Raw genomic sequence first — 18,744 nt, forward strand, 5'->3', positions numbered from 1 at the left:
TGCCGTTTTCCCGTCTGCCGAGCGTGCCGTTTACATGCGCCGGCGGCGTGCACCCGCGTGCTGGCGCCAGGCGAGCAGGCCCAGCATCAGCGACAGCAGGATCAGGCCCCACTCGGAGAGCGTGGGGATGCTCGCCGGGCTGGCGATCTTGTGCTCGCCGAAGTTGTAGTCGGTCGCTGCGTCTCCGCCCACCAGGACGATGCCGCTGATGGAGTCGTTGGTCACCGTGCCACCGTTGCTGCCCGCGGTGTCCTTGCCGTCGGTCCAGCCGGCCGGCTGCACTTCCTGCACCGTGTAGGTGCCCGGCGGCAGGTTGGTGAAGCTGTACTGACCCGCGCCGTTGGTCGTCGTCGTGGCAATCACGCTGCCGCCTTGCAGCAGATTGATCGTCACGCCACCTATGCCTTCCTCGCCCGGGTCGATCAGGCCGTTGTCGTTGCGGTCGTGGTAGACGTTGCCGCTGAGCGAGGCGGTGGTGCCGGGAGCGACAGTGACCACCGTCAGATCAGCCGCCGTGCCCACCGGGTTGTTGCCGCCATCGGTTTTCAGGGCGTTTGCCGCAATGGTGTTGGCCCACGTGCCCGCCGTCAAGGAGGTCACGCGCACCGCGATCACGCAGCCACCCGCCGGGATCGTGCCGCCCGTCTTGTAGGTCACGTTGCCCGCTGCCACCTCGACCGAGGCGGCATCACAGGTGGTGCCCGTGGTCACGGCTGGCATCACTGCCTCCATGTTGTTGAGGGTGTCAACCATGTCGCTCGTGAGCGTAAGCGCCTTGGCGTTGCCGTTGCCCAGGGAGATCGTGAGCGTCGATTGCCCGCCCGAGGCGATGGACGCCGGAGAGAAGCTCTTGCTCACGCTCGGCGGCTGGCCGGGGTTCACGAGCAGATTGGCCGTGGCCGGCGCGCCGTTGTTGCCGACGCTGGTCTTCAGATCACCCGCCGCAATGGTGTTGACATACGGCCCGCCCGGGGCGGCGGAGGTGACGTTCACCGTGATCGTGCACGAGCCATTTGCAGGGATGGTGCCACCGCTCTTGTACGTCACGGCCCCACCGCCAGCCGCCGCTTCCTTGGTGCCGGTACAACTACCGCCAAGCGCGGGCGGGTCGGCCACCAATACGTCGGCCGGCAGCGTATCGACCAGATCCGCGGTCAGCGTGGCCGCGGCGGCATTGGGGTTGCCCAGCGTGATGGTGAGCGTGGAGACGCCGCCGGGGTTGATGGTGCCGGGCGAGAAGGCCTTGAGCACCGTCGGGTTGTTTGGCGAAGTCACCACCAGGCCGGCGACGGCGGGCGTGGGGTTGGAGCCAGCTTCATTGGTGACCAAGCCGCCCGCAGGAATGGTGTTGGTGTAGGAGCCAGCCACAGCCGCCGTCACGTTCACCTCGATCGTGCAGCCTGCGGACGGGATGCTGGCACCAGTGGCATAGACCACGGTACCGGTGCCCGCAGCCGCCGTCACGGCGCCGGGGCAAGTCCCGCCGATGCCAGGCGTGGGAGCGACCAGCACGCCCGTGGGCAAGGTATCCGTCATGTCGCCAGCCAGCGTCAGCGCCGTGGCGTTCGGGTTGCCCAGCGTAATGGTCAGGCGCGAGACGCCATTGGCCGCGATCTGCGTAGGGTTGAAGGCCTTGAGCACCGTCGGCGCGGCGGGTTTATCCACACCCAACGTGGCATTGGCCGGTTCGGGGTTGTTGCCCGCGCTGGTCTTGAGCTGACCGGCGGCGATGGTATTCAGGTAGTTGCCGGTGTGCGAGCCCACCACGTCCACCGTGATGGTGCAGCCGCCAGCAGGGATCGTGGCGCCACTGCCGTAGGTGATGCTGTTGGCACCCGCCCCCGCAGTGACGGAGCCTGCGGTACAGGCCGTTTCACCACCCGGCACATGGCCGTTCACATTCGGCACGGGTGCAACCGAAATCTGTCCAGGACCAGGCGCAGGCAGGCCGGGCAGCGCGTCCACGAGCGCAGCAGTGAGCGTGATCGGCGTGGCGTTGCTGTTTTCGAGCCGGATGTAAAGCGTGCTGATATCGCCCCCCGATGCAATCTGCGACGGCGCGAAGCGCTTGCTCACTTCGGGCGGGGCCAGCACGTTCAGGTCGGCATCGGTCGGGTTGCCGTTGGTCAGGCCTTGCTGGTTGGTGACGGCCTTCGCACCGATGGTGTTCTTGAAGGTGCCCGCCTGGGAGGCGACCACCATCGCCCGGAACTGGCACGAACCGCCGGCCGGGATGCTGGCGCCCGAGAGCGACACGGTGGACGCACCCGGCAAAGCCGTGACGCTGCCCGAAGTGCAGGTAGTGGTGGTATTGGCCGGATTGGCCACCGCGACATGCGGCGGCAGGTTGTCGGTCAGCGCCACGCCGGTGAGCGCCACCGCCGCCGGATTGTTCACCGTGACGATGAGCTGCGAGGTCTGATCCACCGTCACCGTCGCCGGGCTGAAGGACTTGCCCACCGTCGGGCCGTCGACCACGTTCAGCGTGGCCTCGCCTGGCGTCGGATTGGTCACGCCCTGGTCGGTCGTGATCGCGCCGGCGGGAATGTTGTTCAGATAGGCCCCCAGGCTGGCGGCGGTGACGTTCACCTCCACGTCGCAGGTGGCGCCCGGGCTGAGCGTGACGTGCGAGAGCGTGAGCGCCTGCGTGAGCGTGTTCACGTTGATCTGCGCGCCGATGCAGGTGGCCGCCGGGTTGGGCACGGCGGCGAACACCAGGCCCGAGGGCAGGACGTCGGTGAACGTCAGGCCCGTGAGCACCACCGGGTTCTGGATGTTCGGATCAAAGGTGTTGACCAGCTTGATCTTCAGACGCGAAACCTCATTGGGAGCGACGTAGGTGGGCTCGAACCCCTTGGAGACGCCCAGCCCCTGCAGCGTGGACAGCGTGGCCGACGTGGGCGTGAGATTGGTGTAGCCGCCCTGACTGGTCACGGCGCCCGCCGGGATGGTATTGGTCAGGTTCAGGTAGGCCACCGAGGTCACCTTGAGCGTGACCGTGCAGGCGCCGTTGCCCGCCAGCGCTGCCCCGGTCAGCCCGACCTGGGTGCCGCCGGGCGTCGCCGCCACGGTGCCGCCAGTACAGGTGGTTTGCGCATCAGGCGCCGAATACACCTGGATGCCGCTGGGGAAGACGTCGGTGAAAGAGACGTTGTTGATCGCCTGTGCCGAATTGTTGATGACAGTGATCGTCAGTACCGACGGCTCGTTGCCGGTGACAAGCAGCGGATTGAAGGCCTTGTTCAGCGACAGGTCGGCACTTTCCTTACCCAGAGTCGCCGTCACCGGCGCGGCGTTGCTCGGCCCTTCGGCACTGGTGATCTGATTGATCGGGATGGTGTTGACCCACGGCCCCACACCGTTGGCGAGTACGTCGAACGATAAATCGCAGGTTTGCGCGCCGTCGAGTCGCACCCCGTCCAGGCGCACACTGGTGGCACCGGGGTTGGCGGTGATCATCGGCGCGCCGCCACAGGAAGTAGCGGCATTCGCCGGATTGGCCACCGTCAGCCCGCCGGAGAGGCCAGTGTCGTTGATCGACACATTGGTCAGCACGCCATTGGTCTGGTTGGTCAGCGTGACCGTGGCTCGCGCCACGCCGCCCTCGCCCACGCTGGCAGGCACGAAGCTCTTGACCGCGGCAAGGCCGGCGGTGACCGCGAGATTGGCCGAGCGGGGGCCGACGAATTTGCCCGCGCTCGATGTGAAATCAGCCGGTTGCAGGGTGTTGGTGTATGTAGCGGGCGCGGTCGCCGTCACCAGCGCGGTGATGGTGCAGGAGGCCGATTCGCTGGCACCGGGACGCGCGAGGGCCGAGCCACCCGTCAGTTTGATCTTGTTGTCCCCCGGCACCGCCGTCAGCGCGCCGGCGCCGCAGGTGGTGCTCGCTGCCGGGTTGGCCGCGAGCACCAGGCCGGCGGGCAGGTTGTCGGTCAGGTCGATCGCCGTCATCGGGCTCACCGTGCGGTTGAATACCGTGATGGTCAGCTGCGAGGTCTGGCCCGAGGCGATGCTCGTCGGGCTGAAGGCCTTGGTCAGATCGACCGCATCTACCACCGCGACATTGCGCGACACGGTGTTGGTGTTGCTGGTCGCCCCGCCAGGGCCGGTACCAGAGGCCGCGGTGCTGGTCGGCAGAGTGTTGACGAATGTCTCGCCCGTGGCCGCGTCCGCGGGCACCAGCGCGCGGAAGGTGACGGTGCACAGGCCGGGGGATGGCGGCGCCGTCATCGTGGCGCCGCCAATGCTGCCATTGGTGCCGCTGAGCGTGTTGGTGCCGATTCCGCTGAAACCCATGCCACAACCGGCAGGCCCTTGCGAAGCATCCACCAGCATGGGATGGCCATTCACGGTGGGCAGCACGTCGGTGAACTGCAAGTTGTTCACGGGGCCATTGGCGTAATTGCGGATGTTCACCGTGAAGGTGGCCCACTGACCGGGCGCCACGTTGGCCGGCGTCACCGTCTTTTCCACCTGCAACTGCGCATAGGCGTTGAGCGTGGCGTCGATCGCCGGGCTGCTGATGCCCTGGTCGTTGGTGACGGCATTCGCCGGGAGTTCGTTCTTGTACGCCCCCTCGGTCGTGGACGTGACCGGCACCTCGATCGTGCAGGTGCCGCCATTGGCCGCGACGGTGGCGCCGGTGAGCGTGACCTTGTTCGGGTTGGAGACCGTATCCACCGTCGCAATGCCGTCGGTGCCGCTGGTACACGTGACCGAAGCCGCGCCACCCGCGCCCACGAGTCCGGCCGGGAAGTTGTCTACGAAACCCGCGTTGGTCAGCGCCGTGCCGCCATTGTTGGTGACGACGATCTCCATCATCGAGGGCGCATTGACCGGGATGGTCGATGGCGTGAACGACTTGGCCATCGAGATGGGTTGCCTCACCTGTACCTGCCGGTGGAACGTCGGGCTGCTGAGTCCGCGGATATTGCCGATGGCGCCCGCGGCCACGATGTTGTCAAACGTCTGCGAGGCGGCGTTCGCGGGCGTGAGCGCGTTGACGACCACGTCGACCTTCATCTCGCAGGTGCCGTTCACCCCGATGGTGCCGCCCGCGAGGGTCACGGCGGTGTCGCCCACGCCGGGGCTGAACGTGCCATTGCTGAACCCGGTGCCAGTGCAGGTCACCGACGCATTCGGCACGGGCGCAACGACCATGCCCGTGGGCAGGGTGTCGGTAAAGGTAGTAAGCGGGATGGTCTGACCTTCCCCGACGTTCGGGTTGGTCAGCGTGATGGTGAGCGTAGTGGGGCGACCGGTGAAGCTGGGCGAGGGGCTGAAGGTCTTGCTGCCCCTGGGAGCAGCCATGGAACGCACCAGCAGCGTGGCCTTGGCGTCGGTGGTGTTGTATTCCTTCTTGCCGTTTTCGGTGTAGGTGAAACCGGAGATGGTAGGCGTCGGATCGGTATTTTCCGGGATGCTGACAATGTGGTTGCCCGACACTGCCGCGCTCACCTTCACGGTGACCACACACTCCCCCGGACTGCCCGACCCCGTGCCGGCAGCGACAGTGGCGCCGGTGAGTTGCACGGTGTTGGTCCCAGGATCGGCGTTCAGCGCAGCACCCGCGCCACAGCCACTGATAGTGGTGTCCAGCGGCGTGATCACCGAAATCTTCGGAGCCGGCAAGGCCCCCGGCAGATCGAGCAGCGCGGTGAACGCCACATCCGTCACCGCCACCTGTGTGCTGTCGTTCCAGATCTTGACCGTGTAGGTGCTGGGGTCGCCCTGAAAGAGCGTGTCCGGCACGAAAGACTGGTTGATGGTGGTCGTCGCGAATGCGACGCAGGGCAGCAGCGCCAACCCCCCCAGAATGCTTCTTATCGACATATACAGTAGCCGTGACAATGGTCAGTACCGGCTTACTTTATGTCATTTGTCACCTGTGTGACCGTGCAGTTTCAACCTGCACGGCCCCTATTGACATTCATTGGCAATTCAATGGCTCACACCAACAACGCATTCACCCTTCTCACATACGCCGCCGGGTCCTCGGGCAGGCCGCCCTCGGCCAGCAGGGCCTGGTCGAACAGGATTTGCGCCAGGTCGTTGAAGTGCACGCTGGCGTCCAGCTTCTTGACCAGCGGGTGCTCGGGGTTGACTTCGAGCACGGGTTTGACCTCGGGCGCCTTCTGGCCGGCCTGTTTCAGCAGGCGCGCAAGCTGGTTGCTCATGTCGCCGTCCTTGACGACCAGGCAGGCGGGTGAATCGACCAGGCGGGTGGTCACGCGCACGTCTTCGGCCTTGTCCTTCAGCGCTTCCTTGAGTTTGGCCAGCAGCGGCTTGAAGGTTTCGGCGGCTTCATCAAAGGCCTTCTTTTCGGCTTCGTCCTGCAGCTTGCCCAGATCCACCGCGCCCTTGGCGACGGATTGCAGCGGCGTGCCGTCGAAGTCCTGCAGATAACCGAGCGCCCATTCGTCCACGCGGTCGGTCATGAGCAGCACCTCGATGCCCTTCTTCTTGAAAACTTCGAGCTGCGGGCTGTTCCTGGCGGCGGCGAGCGTCTCGGCGGTGATGTAGTAGATGGCCTCCTGGCCTTCCTTCATGCGTGCCTTGTAGTCGGCCAGGCTCACGCTTGCCGTGTCGCCCGTCGTGGAGGCAAAGCGCAGCAGCCGGGCGATGCGCTCGCGGTTGGCAAAGTCTTCGCCCAGGCCTTCCTTGAGCACGGCGCCGAATTCGGCGTAGAACTGGCTGTACTTGCCTTCCTTGGCCTTGTCTTCGTCGCTCACCACGTCGGTCACGCCGTCGGCGTCGGTGGACGCTTCATGCTTGTCGTGCTTGGCCAGGTCTTCCAGCATGCCCAGCACGCGCTTGACCGAGCCATCGCGGATCAGGCGCACGTCGCGGCTTTCCTGCAGCAGCTCTCTGGAGACATTCAGCGGCAGGTCGCTCGAATCGATCACGCCCTTGACGAAGCGCAGGTAGCCGGGCATGAGCGCCTCGGCATCGTCCATGATGAAGACGCGCTTGACGTACAGCTTGATGCCCGCGTGCTTGTCGCGGGTGTAGAGGTCGAACGGGGCCTTGGCCGGGATGTACAAAAGCTGGGTGTATTCGGTGTTGCCCTCGACGCGGTTGTGGCTCCAGGTCAGGGGTTTCTCGAAGTCGTGGCTGATGGCCTTGTAGAACTCCTCGTACTCTTCGGTGCTGATGTCCTTCTTGGGGCGCGCCCACAGGGCCTTGGCCTTGTTGACCGCTTCCCATTCGCCGGTCTTGACCATGGCGCCCGGCTCGCCTTCCTTTTCGGCCTCTTTCCATTCCTCTTTTTCCATCAGGATGGGCAGGCTGATGTGGTCGGAGTATTTGCCGATGACGCTCTTGAGCTTCCAGGCGTTCAAGTATTCGTCGGCGTCGCCCCGCAGGTGCAGGGTGACGGCGGTGCCGCGCTCGGGCCGGGTGATGGTTTCGACCTCGAAATCGCCCGCGCCGCCGCTGGTCCAGCGCACGCCCTCTTCGGGTTTGAGGCCGGCGCGGCGGGACTCCACGGTGATCTTGTCGGCGACGATGAAGCCCGAGTAAAAGCCCACGCCGAACTGGCCGATGAGCTGGCCCTGCTCGGTGGCGTCGGCCTTCTGTTCGCTGGACAGGCGGCTGAGAAAGTCGCGCGTGCCGCTCTTGGCGATGGTGCCCAGGTTGTCGATCGCCTCCTGCGCGCTCATGCCGATGCCGTTGTCCTGGATGGTGATGGTGCGCTGGTCCTTGTCGAAGGAGACGCGCACTTCCAGATTGGGTGCGTCCTCATACAGGCTGGCGTCGTTCAGCGCCTCGAAGCGCAGCTTGTCGCAGGCGTCGCTGGCGTTGGAGACCAGCTCGCGCAGGAAGATCTCCTTGTTGGAATACAGCGAATGCGTGACCAGGTGCAGCAGTTGCGCGACTTCGGCCTGAAAGGAATGGTGTTGTTTGCTCATGGATGACACGACGAATGGACCTGAGAAAAGCGCCCGCTGCCACCGTCTTGCGGCCGGCGAACGGGCACGGCGTGTGGCAGATAAGGGCAGGCGCGGCGATTTCAACCGCTTGAGGCAGGCGGCCTGCCAGGCTGGGCTGATCGGCTTGGCATGACGGGAATTTTATAAAACGATAGCTGTTAACGCTTGTACAGCAAGCGTTGGGGGCCGATTTCCCATTTGATCTTTGCCCTGCCGGGCGCTCCTTCCCCCTCTGGGGGGAAGGCAGGAATGGGGGCTGCTGACGCAGCCATCGCGGCGACGTGGGCGCGGTACTGCTGCTGGCCCCCATCCCAACCCTCCCCCGGAGGGGGAGGGGGAATGCCGCGGCGCGGGCGACATCGCCGCCCTCAACGCCCGTGCGCGTCCGGCCGCACCTCGGGCTGCAGGTGCGCGCGCAGGGCCTGCACGTCCAGCACGCGCAGGCCGCCGTATTCGACGCGGATGGCGCCTTCGTCCTGCAGCCGCGCCAGCGCCTCGTTCACGCGCTGGCGCGACAGGCCTACCAGGTAGGCCAGTTCCTGCTGCGTGATGCGCAGCACCTGGCGCACGCCGGGGTAAAGCACGGGGTTGAACAGCGCCGCCAGGCTCAGCGCGACGCGCGCGTCGGGGTTGTGCAGGCGGTCGGTTTCGCGCGCGGCGATGAACTGGCCCACACGCTCGTTGAGCTGGTCCATGATGAAGCGGTTGAAGCCTATCGAATGGTCCAGCAGCCAGTGGAAGGTGTCGATGTGCAAGCCCGCCACCAGGCTCTTGCGCAGCGCCTGGATGTTGTAGCGATAGGGTTCGCGCTTGAGCACCGTGCCCTCGCCGAACCAGCCGCCCGGAGGCACGCCGATGATGGTCACCGCATCGCCGCGCGCGCTGTCTATGGTCATCTTGAGCAGACCGTCGATGATGCCGAACCAGTAGGTCACGGGCCGGCCGGTGCGGCAAACGTAGTCGCCGGGATAGGCGTCGCCGACCACCAGCGCGGCGCGCGCGCGCGCGCCCTCGCTGGGCGTCAGGCGCGCAAGCCAGGGGATGTCGGCCAGCTCGCGCGGGGTTGGCGCGCGCCGGCGCTGGTAGATCGGTGAGTCGCCCAGCATCTGCCCTCCCCTACTGCGCCGGCAAGGCCACGCGGTAACCTTGAAACGCCCAGACGGTACGTGTCTGCTCGATGGACTGCAGCACCAGTCCGGGGGCCGCGGCCTCGCCCTCGTGCAGCACCTGCCCGTTGACGATGGCCATGCGCAGGCGCCGATCATCCGACCAGGTGACGCCCGCCAGGTGCAGGCCGGGCAGCGCGGCGCGCACCGACGCCGGCAGGTCTTGCGGCGCGAACACCGAACCGGTGGCTGGCGCCGGTGGCGCCTTCGACGCATGCGCCGGCGGCGCAGCAGGGATGCCGGCGAGCGGCACCGGTGGCGCTGCCGCGGCGCTGGCGACCCCTGCGGGCTTGGGCGCAGTGCCTGCTGCGGCACTGCGCGCCGCCGCGCGCTTGCGTGGCGCCGGCGGCACGGCCGGGGCCAGGGCATCAGGCGCTGGTGCCCCGGCGTCTGCCGCCGCAGACGAAGCGGAAGCCGGTGCAGGTGCGGACGCGGACGCGGACGCGTCAGGCAGACGGCCTTGGACGGCGGTCCGCGGCTGCGGGTCGGCGGCGGGCTGCGTGGATGCCAGCCGCCAGGCCAGGCCAGCGGCCAGCGCGGCGGTGGCCAGCAGCGCCAGCGCCCAGGGCCAGCGCGGCGCGCGAACAGGGTCGCGCGCGCCGCCCATGCCGGCCAGCAGGGGCGCCTGGGCATGCAGGCTGGGCACGCTGCCGCGCTGGCGTTCATGCTCGGCGCGGCGCAGGGCGTCAAGGATCGTGGACATGGCTCAAGGCTCCCCCGGTGCGGCGGGTGGCGCCAGCAGGCGCGGCCCGTCCGTACCCAATGCGCGGTTCAGCCGCATCAAAGTCAGCGGCCCGGCCAGCCCATCGCTTTGCAGGCCCTGGGCGCGCTGGAACTGGCGCACGCGGGTACGCAGCGCCGGCGCGCCGGCCACGCCCGCGCGATCCAGCTGCGCGGCCAGCCATTGGGCGCCGGATTCGGTCGCGGCGATGTCGACGCCGCCCGCATCCAGCCCCGGCGGGCTGCGCCACAGGGTGAAGGCGGCGCCGCTCCAGGCGGCGGCCAGTTCGCTCCAGGGCCGCTCGCTGGCTTGCCCGCGCGCGTCCAGCAGTTGTGCGCGGCCCTCGTGCAGCGTGCGCAGCAGCACCAAGCCGGCAGGCGCACCGGTGCCTTGCAGGCGCAGCAGCGCCGGGCGGTCCAGCCGGCGCAACAGGGCTTCGTCGCCTTGCGTGGTGCTCCAGCAAGCGAGCGCGCCCGGCAGCGGGCCGGTGCAGGGCAAGGCGCCTTCGGGCAGCTCCGCGTCCCAGAGGGTGGCCAGGCGGCGCCAGAGCGCGCTTTCGTCCGCCGCAGGCACCGATGGCGCGCCGGCGGCGCCGGCTTGCGCGCCCGCCGGGGCCGCCGCCACGGCCGCGGGCGTGGCGCCCGGGGCAGCGCCGCCCCAGGGCCAGTGGCCGGACAGCGCCAGCGCCGCGCCGGTCAGCAGCACGCCTGCCGCCAGCCCCAGCGCTGCCGCAGGCCAACGGCTCCGGGTGCCGACGGGCTCTGCGGCGCCGTCAAAGACTTCGCGCGCGGCGGCGCGCACCGTGTGCGCATCCACCTGTTTGTGCCCGCCCGCATAGGCGGCCAGCAACGCGCGGTCGCACAGCAGATTGATGCGCCTGGGCACGCCGCCCGAGAGCGCGTGCACGCGCGCCAGCGCCGCCGGGGCAAAGGGCAGCGGCCCCTGCCAGCCGGCCACGGCCATGCGGTGGGCGACGTACTGCGCGGTCTCACCCTTGCTCAGCGCGCCCAGGTGGTAGCGCGCGATCACGCGCTGCGCCAGCTGCGTGAGTTCGGGCCGCGCAACCAGCGCGCGCAACTCGGGTTGGCCGATCAGGACGATCTGCAGCAGCTTCTTCTCGTCGGTTTCCAGGTTGGTGAGCAGGCGCAGCTGCTCGAGCACGTCGCTGGGCAGGCTTTGCGCCTCGTCGATCACCAGCACGCAGCTCTTGCCCGCCGCGTGCTGGGCCAGCAGCCAGGCGTTGAGCGCGTCCACGCACTGCTTGATCGTGGGCGGCCCGCGCCGGTTTGCGGGCAGCGCCACGCCGAATTCGTCGCACACCGTGCCCAGCAGCTCTTGCGCGCTGAGCTTGGGGTTGAAGATGTAGGCGGCGCTGCAGTGCGCGGGCATCTGCTGCAGAAAGCCGCGGCAGACCGTGGTCTTGCCCGCGCCCACTTCGCCGGTCAGCAGCACGAAGCCGCCCCCGCCGTCCAGCCCGTAGAGCAGGTGCGCCAGCGCCTCCCGATGGCGCTCGCTCAGAAAGAGATAGCGCGGATCGGGCGCGATGGAGAAGGGCAGCTGCTCCAGGCCGAAATAGGCTGCGTACATGGGCTGAGGATAGCGGGGGCGCCTGCCCGGCCCCGGGCCGGAAACCAAGGGTTTTACCCAGGGGGCATTAACCCCTAAATTGTCGTTGCAAAGACAAAATTCCGTCAAACCAGATCGCACCATCGGTAGCTGTACGTGTTAACCGAACCGACCACAGGCATGACGAGCACCTTCCCCCATCTGCTGCTGCAGCAAGCCAAGGAGCGCCCCGGGGCGCCGGCGCTGCGCGAGAAGGAGTACGGCATCTGGCAGACCTGGAGCTGGGCCGAGGTGGCGCGCGACGTGCGTCACATGGCCTGCGGCCTGGCGGCGCTGGGCTTTCGCCGCGGCGAGAACCTGTCCTTCGTGAGCGGCAACCGGCCCTATTGCTACATGGGCTTCATCGCGGTGCAAAGCCTGGGCGGCGTGCCGATCCCGCTGTACCAGGATGCGGTGGCAGGCGAGATGGCCTTCGTGCTGGAAGACGCAGAGGTGCGCTTTGCCTACGCCGAAGACCAGGAGCAGGTGGACAAGCTGCTGGAGATCCGCGAGAGCCTGCCCGGCCTTGAATTCATCCTCTACGAAGACCCGCGCGGCCTGCGCCACTACGACCAGCCCGGCCTCGTCAGCGTGCAGGCGCTGCTGGAAAAAGGCCGCGCCTGGGACGCGGCCCACCCCGGCGCGTGGGAGGCGGGGCTGGCGCAGCTCGATGCGCAAGACACCTCCATCATCCTCTACACCTCGGGCACCACCGGGCGGCCCAAGGGCGTGTGCCTGAGCCACGCCGGCTTCGTGCTGGCCGCACGCGGCGGGCAGGAAGTGGACGCCCTCACGCCGGCCGAAGACGTGGTCTCCTACCTGCCGCCGGCCTGGGCGGGCGACTACCTGTTTTCCGTCGCGCAGTGGATCGCGGTGGGCTTCACCATCAACTGCCCCGAAGACGAAAGCACCGTGGCGATCGACCTGCGCGAGATCGGCCCGACGTATTACTTCGCGCCGCCGCGCATCTTCGAAGGGCTGCTGACCTCGGTCTCCATCCGCATGGAAGACGCGGCGCGCATCAAGCGCTGGCTGTTCGAGCGCTGCATGCAATTGGCCAAGCGCGTGGGCGCGGACATCCTGGACGGCAAGCCCGTGGGCGCCTGGGACCGGCTCAAATACCGCGCGGCCGACCTGCTGATCTACGGGCCGCTGAAGAACGTCATGGGACTGTCGCGCATCCGCGTGGCCTATACCGCGGGGGCGGCCATAGGGCCGGACCTGTTTCGCTTCTTCCGCTCCATCGGCGTGAACCTCAAGCAGCTCTACGGTTCCACCGAAACCTCGGCCTATGTCTGCATCCAGCGCGACGGCCAGGTGGAACTGTCGGCCGTGGGCCAGCCCGCGCCGGGCGTCGAGGTGCGCATTGCCGACAACGGCGAAGTGCTGGTGAGAAGCGCGGCGCTGCTCAAGGAGTACTACAAGCGCCCCGAGGACACCGCCGAGGTGCTCGATGCCGAGGGCTGGTTTCACACCGGCGACGCGGGCCTGATCGACGCGGCCGGACAGCTGCGCATCATCGACCGCGCCAAGGACGTGGGCAAGCTCAGTAGCGGCGCGATGTTCGCGCCCAACTACATCGAGAACAAGCTCAAGTTCTTCCCGCAGATCAAGGAGGCGGTGTGCTTCGGCCACGACCGCGACGAGGTCTGCGCCTTCGTCAACATCGACTTCGACGCGGTGGGCAACTGGGCCGAGCGCCGCGGCCTGCCCTACGCCGGCTATGTGGACCTGGCGGGCAAGCCGGAGGTGCTGGAGATGATGCGCGAATGCATGGCCCAGGTGAACGCCGACCTGGCCGCCGAGGAGGGCATGGGCGAGACCCAGGTGGCGCGCTTCCTGGTGCTGCACAAGGAGCTCGATCCCGACGACGACGAGCTCACGCGCACGCGCAAGGTGCGGCGCAATTTCGTGGCCGAGAAATACGCGGTGCTGATCGACGCCCTGTACGGGGGCAGGGACGAGCAGTTCATCGAAACCAGGGTCAAGTTCGAGGACGGGCGCAGCGGCACGGTATCGGCCACGCTGAAGATCCTGAAGGCCCAGGTCCACCCCGTCACGAGGAAGGCGGCATGAACCACAATGCTATGCCAACAGTAGCTGCAAGCGCAGGCCAGTCGGGCGCTACAGGCCAAAATGGCCCCAGAACCATCGGCGACGTGATTCTGGAGGTCAAGCACATCAGCCTGCGCTTTGGCGGCGTGCGCGCGCTCACCGACATCAGCTTTGACGTGCGCGAGCACGAGATCCGCTCCATCATCGGCCCCAACGGCGCGGGCAAGAGCTCGATGCTCAACTGCATCAACGGGGTGTACACGCCGCAGGAGGGCTCGATCACCTTCCGTGGCCAGACCTTCAGCCACATGAACAGCCGCCAGGTGGCGGAGATGGGCGTGGCGCGCACCTTCCAGAACCTGGCCCTGTTCAAGGGCATGAGCGTGCTGGACAACATCATGAGCGGGCGCAACCTGAAGATCAAAAGCAACCTGCTCATGCAGGCGCTGCGCATCGGCCCGGCAGAGCGCGAAGAGCTTGCGCACCGCGAATTCGTCGAGCACATCATCGACTTCCTGGAAATCCAGGCACACCGCAAGACACCCGTGGGGCAACTGCCCTACGGCCTGCAAAAGCGCGTGGACCTGGGCCGGGCGCTGGCGATGGAGCCGCAGGTGCTGCTGCTCGACGAACCCATGGCGGGCATGAACGTGGAAGAAAAGCAGGACATGAGCCGCTTCATCCTGGACGTGAACGACGAGTTCGGCACGACCATCGTGCTGATCGAGCACGACATGGGCGTGGTGATGGACATCTCCGACCGCGTGGTGGTGCTGGACTACGGCAAGAAGATCGGCGACGGCGCGCCGGCCGAGGTGCAGCAGAGCGAAGACGTCATCCGTGCCTACCTGGGCACGGCGGCTTGAGACGGGGGCAGGCAGATGGGCTTTTTTCTCGAAACCCTGATCGGCGGCCTGATGACCGGCGTGCTGTATTCGCTGGTGGCGCTGGGCTTCGTGCTGATCTACAAGGCGTCCAGCGTGTTCAACTTCGCGCAGGGCGTGATGGTGCTGTTCGCCGCGCTGGCCATGGCGCGGTTTTCCGAATGGATACCGCAGTGGACCGGCATCGAGAGCAAGGTGCTGGCCAACGTGCTCGCCTTCATGGTTGCGGCGGTGCTGATGCTCATCCTGGCCTGGCTGGTGGAGCGCCTGGCGCTGCGCCACCTGGTGAGCCAGCCCGAGGCGACGCTGCTCATGGCCACCATAGGCATAGGCTTCTTCCTGGAGGGTTTTGGCCAGTCGGTGTTCGGCAGCAACGTCTACAACATCGACATCGGCATGCCCAAGGACCCGCTCTTCGTCGCCCAGGGCCTGTTCGAGGGCGGCATCCTGATCGATTCGCAGGAGCTCGTGGCCGCGCTGATCGCCACGCTGCTGGTGGCGGCACTGGTGCTGTTCTTCCAGAAAACCTCCACCGGCCGGGCGCTGCGTGCGGTGGCCGACGACCACCAGGCGGCGCAGTCGGTGGGCATCCCGCTGGCGCGCATGTGGGTCATCGTCTGGTTCGTCGCGGGCCTGTCGGCGCTGGTGGCCGGCATGGTCTGGGGCAGCAAGCTGGGGGTGCAGTTTTCCATCTCCACGCTGGCGCTGCGCGCGCTGCCGGTGGTCATCCTGGGGGGCCTCACCTCGGTGCCCGGCGCCATCGTGGCCGGCCTGATCGTGGGCGCGGGCGAGAAGCTTTCCGAGATCTACCTCGGGCCCTTCGTCGGCGGCGGCATCGAGGTGTGGTTCGCCTACGTGCTGGCGCTGCTGGTGCTGCTGGTGCGGCCCCAGGGACTCTTTGGAGAGAAGATCATCGACCGCGTTTGATCCTCGATTTGATAGCTTGTGGCGCTTGCTGGGCAAGGGCTAGAAGCAGAAAAGACTCATAAACATGATTTACCGCGAAAACGGCCAATTCAAGACCAGCTACCGCTCGGATCAGCAGATCTTCCCGATCGCGCAGGACCGCTGGGTCATGCTCGCGCTGCTGCTCGTCGCCTTCGTCGTGGTGCCGCTCACCGCCAGCAGCTACGTGTTCTCGGCCATCCTGATCCCGGTGGTCATCCTGGCGCTGGCGGCGCTGGGCACCAACATCCTGATCGGCTACTGTGGGCAGATCTCGCTCGGCTCGGGCGCCTTCATGGCGGTGGGGGCCTACGGCGCCTGGAACGTGATCATGCGCGTGCCGGGCATGCCGCTCATAGGCGCGCTGCTGCTGGGCGGGGTGTTTGCCGCCATCTTCGGCGTGCTCTTCGGGCTGCCCAGCCTGCGCGTCAAGGGCCTGTACCTGGCGGTGACCACGCTGGCGGCGCAGTTCTTCGCCGACTGGATGTTCTACCGCGTCAAGTGGTTGACCATGGACAGCCCCTCGATCTCGGTGACCGCGCCCGACGTGTCCGTCTTCGGCATCGCGCTGGACAGCTATGCCTCCAAGTACCTGTTCTGCCTCACGCTGCTGGTGCTGCTGGCGCTGGCCTGCAAGAACCTGGTGCGCAGCGCCATAGGCCGCGAGTGGATGGCGATCCGCGACATGGACGTGGCCGCCGCCGTCATCGGCATACGCCCCACCTACGCCAAGCTCACCGCCTTTGCCGTGAGCAGCTTCATCATCGGCGTGGCGGGCGCGCTCTGGGGGTTTTTCTATCTTGGATCGTGGGAGCCCGCCGCCTTCGGACTGGACATGTCGCTGGAGCTCTTGTTCATGGTCATCATCGGGGGGCTGGGCTCCATCATGGGCAACTTCATCGGCGCGGCTTTCATGGTGGTGCTGCCCATACTGATCCGCCTGGGCCTGCCGGCGCTGGGCAGCGTGCTGGGCATGCAACTGGGCACGGCCGAGGCCGCGCACCTGGAGCTGATGCTGTTCGGCGTGCTCATCGTCTGGTTTCTCATCGTCGAGCCGCACGGCCTGGCGCGCCTGTGGTCCACGGGCAAGCAGAAGCTGCGGCTGTGGCCCTTCCCTCACTGAGGGGACAGGTCGCGCAGGCATCGAGGTTTTTTTCCCCTGGCAACTCACTACGAAGGAGACAAGCATGAAGCCCATCCACACTCTGCTGGCCACGCTGGCGGTTGCAGCGGGCATGACCGCGGCGCCGGCCGTGGCGCAGGAGCAATACGCTCCCATCTTTTCCTACCGCACCGGGCCCTACGCGCCCAACGGCATCCCGGTGGCCAACGGCACCGCCGACTACCTCAAGCTGGTCAATGCCAAGGGCGGCATCAACGGCGTCAAGTTCAAGATCGAGGAGTGCGAATTCGCCTTCGATACCGCCAAGGGCATCGAATGCTATGAACGCATGAAGGGCCAGAACGGCGGCGCTGCCATCGTGCAGTCCATCTCCACCGGCGTGACGGCCGCGTTGCTGAAGAAGGCGCCCGAGGACAAGATCTCGCTGATCATCGCCGGCTACGGCACGCCCGCGGCGGCGGACGGCCGGGTGTTCAAGTGGGTCTTCCCCATGATCCCGAACTACTTCGTCGCCGCCGACGTGATGATGCAGTCGGTGGGCGAGAAGGCAGGCGGGCTGGACAAGCTCAAGGGCAAGAAGATCAACTACGTCTACATGGACGCGCCGTTTGGCCACGAGTTCATGCCGGTGTTCGACGCCTACGCCGCCAAGTACGGCTTCACGCTGAACAAGCTGGCGGTGACCGCGCCGGGGCTGGACCAGAAGTCCACCTGGCTGCAGGTGCGCCGCGACCAGCCCGACTACCTGCTGTACGTGGGCTACGGCGTGATGAACCCGACGGCGCTGAAAGAAGCGCAGGCCGTGGGCTACCCGCGCGACAAGATGTACGGCTTCTGGTGGGCCGGCTCCGAGTCCGACGTCAAGGGCGTGGAAGAAGCCTCCAAGGGCTACAACGCCGTGGCCCTGCAGGCCAGCGCCAACCGCGACGCCAAGGTCATCAAGGATGTGCAGGAGACGCTCTACGCCAAGGGCCAGGGTACGGCGCAGGATGCCAAGACCGTGGGCGACGTGCTCTACGTGCGCGGCCTGATCACCGGCATGCTCACGGCCGAGACCGTGCGCATCGCGCAGGAGAAGTTCGGCAAGGGCAAGCCCATCACCGGCGAGCAGGCGCAGTGGGCGCTGGAGAACTTCGAGCTCACGCCCGAGCGCATCGAGGAGCTGGGCTTCACCGGCATCATCCAGCCGATGAAGACCACCTGCGCCCAGCACATGGGCTCGTACGCCGCGCGCATGTCGGTGTGGGACGGCAAGGAGTGGAAGATCAACAGCGACTGGTACGAGGGCAACCGCGAGATCATCGATCCGCTGATCAAGCAGTTCGCCGAGAAGTACGCCGCCGACAACAAGATCGAACAGCGCCAGTGCGCCAACTGAGCGCAAGCCACGGCGCCGGGGCCGGCCAGCGCCGCCCCGGCGCATCCACGGCCTGAACACGGACAAGACAAGATGAGCGAACAGCCCGCCAAGACGATGCTCGAAGTCAACGGCATCGAGGTCATCTACAACCACGTGATCCTGGTGCTCAAGGGCGTCTCGCTCACCGTGCCCGAGGGCGGCATCGTGGCCATCCTGGGCGGCAACGGCGCGGGCAAGACCACCACGCTGCGCGCCATCTCCAACCTGCTCAAGGGCGAACGCGGCGAAGTCACCAAGGGCAGCATCGAATACCGGGGCGAGCGCATCGAGAACCTCACCCCGTCCGACCTCGTCAGGCGCGGCGTCGTGCAGGTGATGGAAGGGCGCCACTGCTTTGCGCACCTGACCATCGAAGAAAACCTCTACACCGGCGCCTACACGCGCACCAGCAAGGCCGAGATCGCCGCCAATCTGGAGAAGGTCTACAGCTACTTCCCGCGCCTGAAGGAGCGGCGCAAGAGCCAGGCCGCCTACACCTCGGGCGGCGAGCAGCAGATGTGCGCCATCGGCCGCGCGCTGATGAGCGCGCCCGCGCTGGTACTGCTGGACGAGCCCTCCATGGGCCTGGCGCCGCAGCTCGTGGAAGAAGTCTTCAACATCGTGCGCGAGCTCAACGCCAAGGAGGGCACCACCTTTTTGCTGGCCGAGCAGAACACCAACATGGCACTCAAGTACGCCAACTACGGCTACATCATGGAGAGCGGGCGCGTGGTGATGGACGGCTCGGCCGCCGAGCTGGCCAGCAACGAGGACGTCAAGGAGTTCTACCTGGGCGTGGGCGGCGCGGAGCGCAAGAGCTTTCGCGACGTCAAGAGCTACAAGCGGCGCAAGCGCTGGCTGGCCTAATATTGTTTTAATAGCTTCTTGCGCTTGTTGAGCAAGCGTTTGAGGCCG

At 66.9% G+C, this 18,744-nt stretch carries 11 protein-coding genes; 6 read left to right on the forward strand and 5 right to left on the reverse strand.

Features of this window, described 5'->3' with window-relative positions; translation table 11 throughout:
- Positions 1 to 30: 30 nt before the first annotated feature.
- The 5 genes from FOZ74_RS06020 to FOZ74_RS06040 all read right to left on the reverse strand — a co-directional run bounded on the left by FOZ74_RS06020 (position 31) and on the right by FOZ74_RS06040 (position 11,405).
- Positions 31 to 5,832 (reverse strand): beta strand repeat-containing protein, encoded by a 5,802-nt coding sequence (locus FOZ74_RS06020; protein ID WP_146912216.1) that lies wholly within the window; start codon positions 5,830 to 5,832, stop codon positions 31 to 33.
- A 116-nt stretch (positions 5,833 to 5,948) separates the two neighbouring features.
- Positions 5,949 to 7,910, reverse strand: a complete 1,962-nt coding sequence (htpG, locus tag FOZ74_RS06025; protein ID WP_146912217.1) for a molecular chaperone HtpG — start codon at positions 7,908 to 7,910, stop codon at positions 5,949 to 5,951.
- Positions 7,911 to 8,299: 389 nt separating this feature from the next.
- Positions 8,300 to 9,037, reverse strand: a complete 738-nt coding sequence (locus tag FOZ74_RS06030) for a Crp/Fnr family transcriptional regulator (protein WP_146912218.1) — start codon at positions 9,035 to 9,037, stop codon at positions 8,300 to 8,302.
- A 10-nt stretch (positions 9,038 to 9,047) separates the two neighbouring features.
- Positions 9,048 to 9,800: a general secretion pathway protein GspB gene (locus tag FOZ74_RS06035; protein WP_146912219.1), complete on the reverse strand. Its 753-nt coding sequence runs from the start codon at positions 9,798 to 9,800 to the stop codon at positions 9,048 to 9,050.
- A gap of 3 nt (positions 9,801 to 9,803) precedes the next feature.
- On the reverse strand, positions 9,804 to 11,405 hold the full coding sequence (locus FOZ74_RS06040) for an ExeA family protein (protein WP_146912220.1): 1,602 nt from the start codon (positions 11,403 to 11,405) through the stop codon (positions 9,804 to 9,806).
- A 159-nt stretch (positions 11,406 to 11,564) separates the two neighbouring features.
- Here FOZ74_RS06040 and FOZ74_RS06045 point away from each other — a divergent pair, with 159 nt between their 5' ends.
- The 6 genes from FOZ74_RS06045 (at position 11,565) to FOZ74_RS06070 (ending at position 18,696) form a co-directional block, all read left to right on the forward strand.
- A complete protein-coding gene (locus FOZ74_RS06045; RefSeq protein ID WP_146912221.1) occupies positions 11,565 to 13,499 on the forward strand; it encodes an AMP-dependent synthetase/ligase in 1,935 nt (644 codons plus the stop codon).
- Positions 13,500 to 13,510: 11 nt separating this feature from the next.
- Positions 13,511 to 14,344, forward strand: a complete 834-nt coding sequence (locus FOZ74_RS06050; protein ID WP_255437840.1) for an ABC transporter ATP-binding protein — start codon at positions 13,511 to 13,513, stop codon at positions 14,342 to 14,344.
- 15 nt (positions 14,345 to 14,359) lie between these two features.
- A complete protein-coding gene (locus FOZ74_RS06055) occupies positions 14,360 to 15,289 on the forward strand; it encodes a branched-chain amino acid ABC transporter permease (protein ID WP_146912222.1) in 930 nt (309 codons plus the stop codon).
- Positions 15,290 to 15,353: 64 nt separating this feature from the next.
- Entirely contained in the window at positions 15,354 to 16,430 is a 1,077-nt protein-coding gene (locus FOZ74_RS06060; RefSeq protein ID WP_146912223.1) for a branched-chain amino acid ABC transporter permease, read from the forward strand.
- A 64-nt stretch (positions 16,431 to 16,494) separates the two neighbouring features.
- A complete protein-coding gene (locus FOZ74_RS06065; protein WP_146912224.1) occupies positions 16,495 to 17,808 on the forward strand; it encodes an ABC transporter substrate-binding protein in 1,314 nt (437 codons plus the stop codon).
- A 72-nt stretch (positions 17,809 to 17,880) separates the two neighbouring features.
- Entirely contained in the window at positions 17,881 to 18,696 is an 816-nt protein-coding gene (locus tag FOZ74_RS06070) for an ABC transporter ATP-binding protein (RefSeq protein ID WP_146912225.1), read from the forward strand.
- Positions 18,697 to 18,744 lie beyond the last annotated feature (48 nt).

Origin of the sequence: Comamonas flocculans (assembly GCF_007954405.1) — a bacterium.
Taxonomy (GTDB): Bacteria; Pseudomonadota; Gammaproteobacteria; order Burkholderiales; family Burkholderiaceae_C; genus Comamonas_C; species Comamonas_C flocculans.

Bases quoted from the DNA above. Each gene is read 5' to 3' on its own strand.
- FOZ74_RS06020 (WP_146912216.1), bottom strand. From the start codon at position 5,832: ATGTCGATAAGAAGCATTCTGGGGGGGTTGGCGCTGCTGCCCTGCGTC.
- htpG (WP_146912217.1), bottom strand. From the start codon at position 7,910: ATGAGCAAACAACACCATTCCTTTCAGGCCGAAGTCGCGCAACTGCTG.
- FOZ74_RS06030 (WP_146912218.1), bottom strand. From the start codon at position 9,037: ATGCTGGGCGACTCACCGATCTACCAGCGCCGGCGCGCGCCAACCCCG.
- FOZ74_RS06035 (WP_146912219.1), bottom strand. From the start codon at position 9,800: ATGTCCACGATCCTTGACGCCCTGCGCCGCGCCGAGCATGAACGCCAG.
- FOZ74_RS06040 (WP_146912220.1), bottom strand. From the start codon at position 11,405: ATGTACGCAGCCTATTTCGGCCTGGAGCAGCTGCCCTTCTCCATCGCG.
- FOZ74_RS06045 (WP_146912221.1), top strand. From the start codon at position 11,565: ATGACGAGCACCTTCCCCCATCTGCTGCTGCAGCAAGCCAAGGAGCGC.
- FOZ74_RS06050 (WP_255437840.1), top strand. From the start codon at position 13,511: ATGCCAACAGTAGCTGCAAGCGCAGGCCAGTCGGGCGCTACAGGCCAA.
- FOZ74_RS06055 (WP_146912222.1), top strand. From the start codon at position 14,360: ATGGGCTTTTTTCTCGAAACCCTGATCGGCGGCCTGATGACCGGCGTG.
- FOZ74_RS06060 (WP_146912223.1), top strand. From the start codon at position 15,354: ATGATTTACCGCGAAAACGGCCAATTCAAGACCAGCTACCGCTCGGAT.
- FOZ74_RS06065 (WP_146912224.1), top strand. From the start codon at position 16,495: ATGAAGCCCATCCACACTCTGCTGGCCACGCTGGCGGTTGCAGCGGGC.
- FOZ74_RS06070 (WP_146912225.1), top strand. From the start codon at position 17,881: ATGAGCGAACAGCCCGCCAAGACGATGCTCGAAGTCAACGGCATCGAG.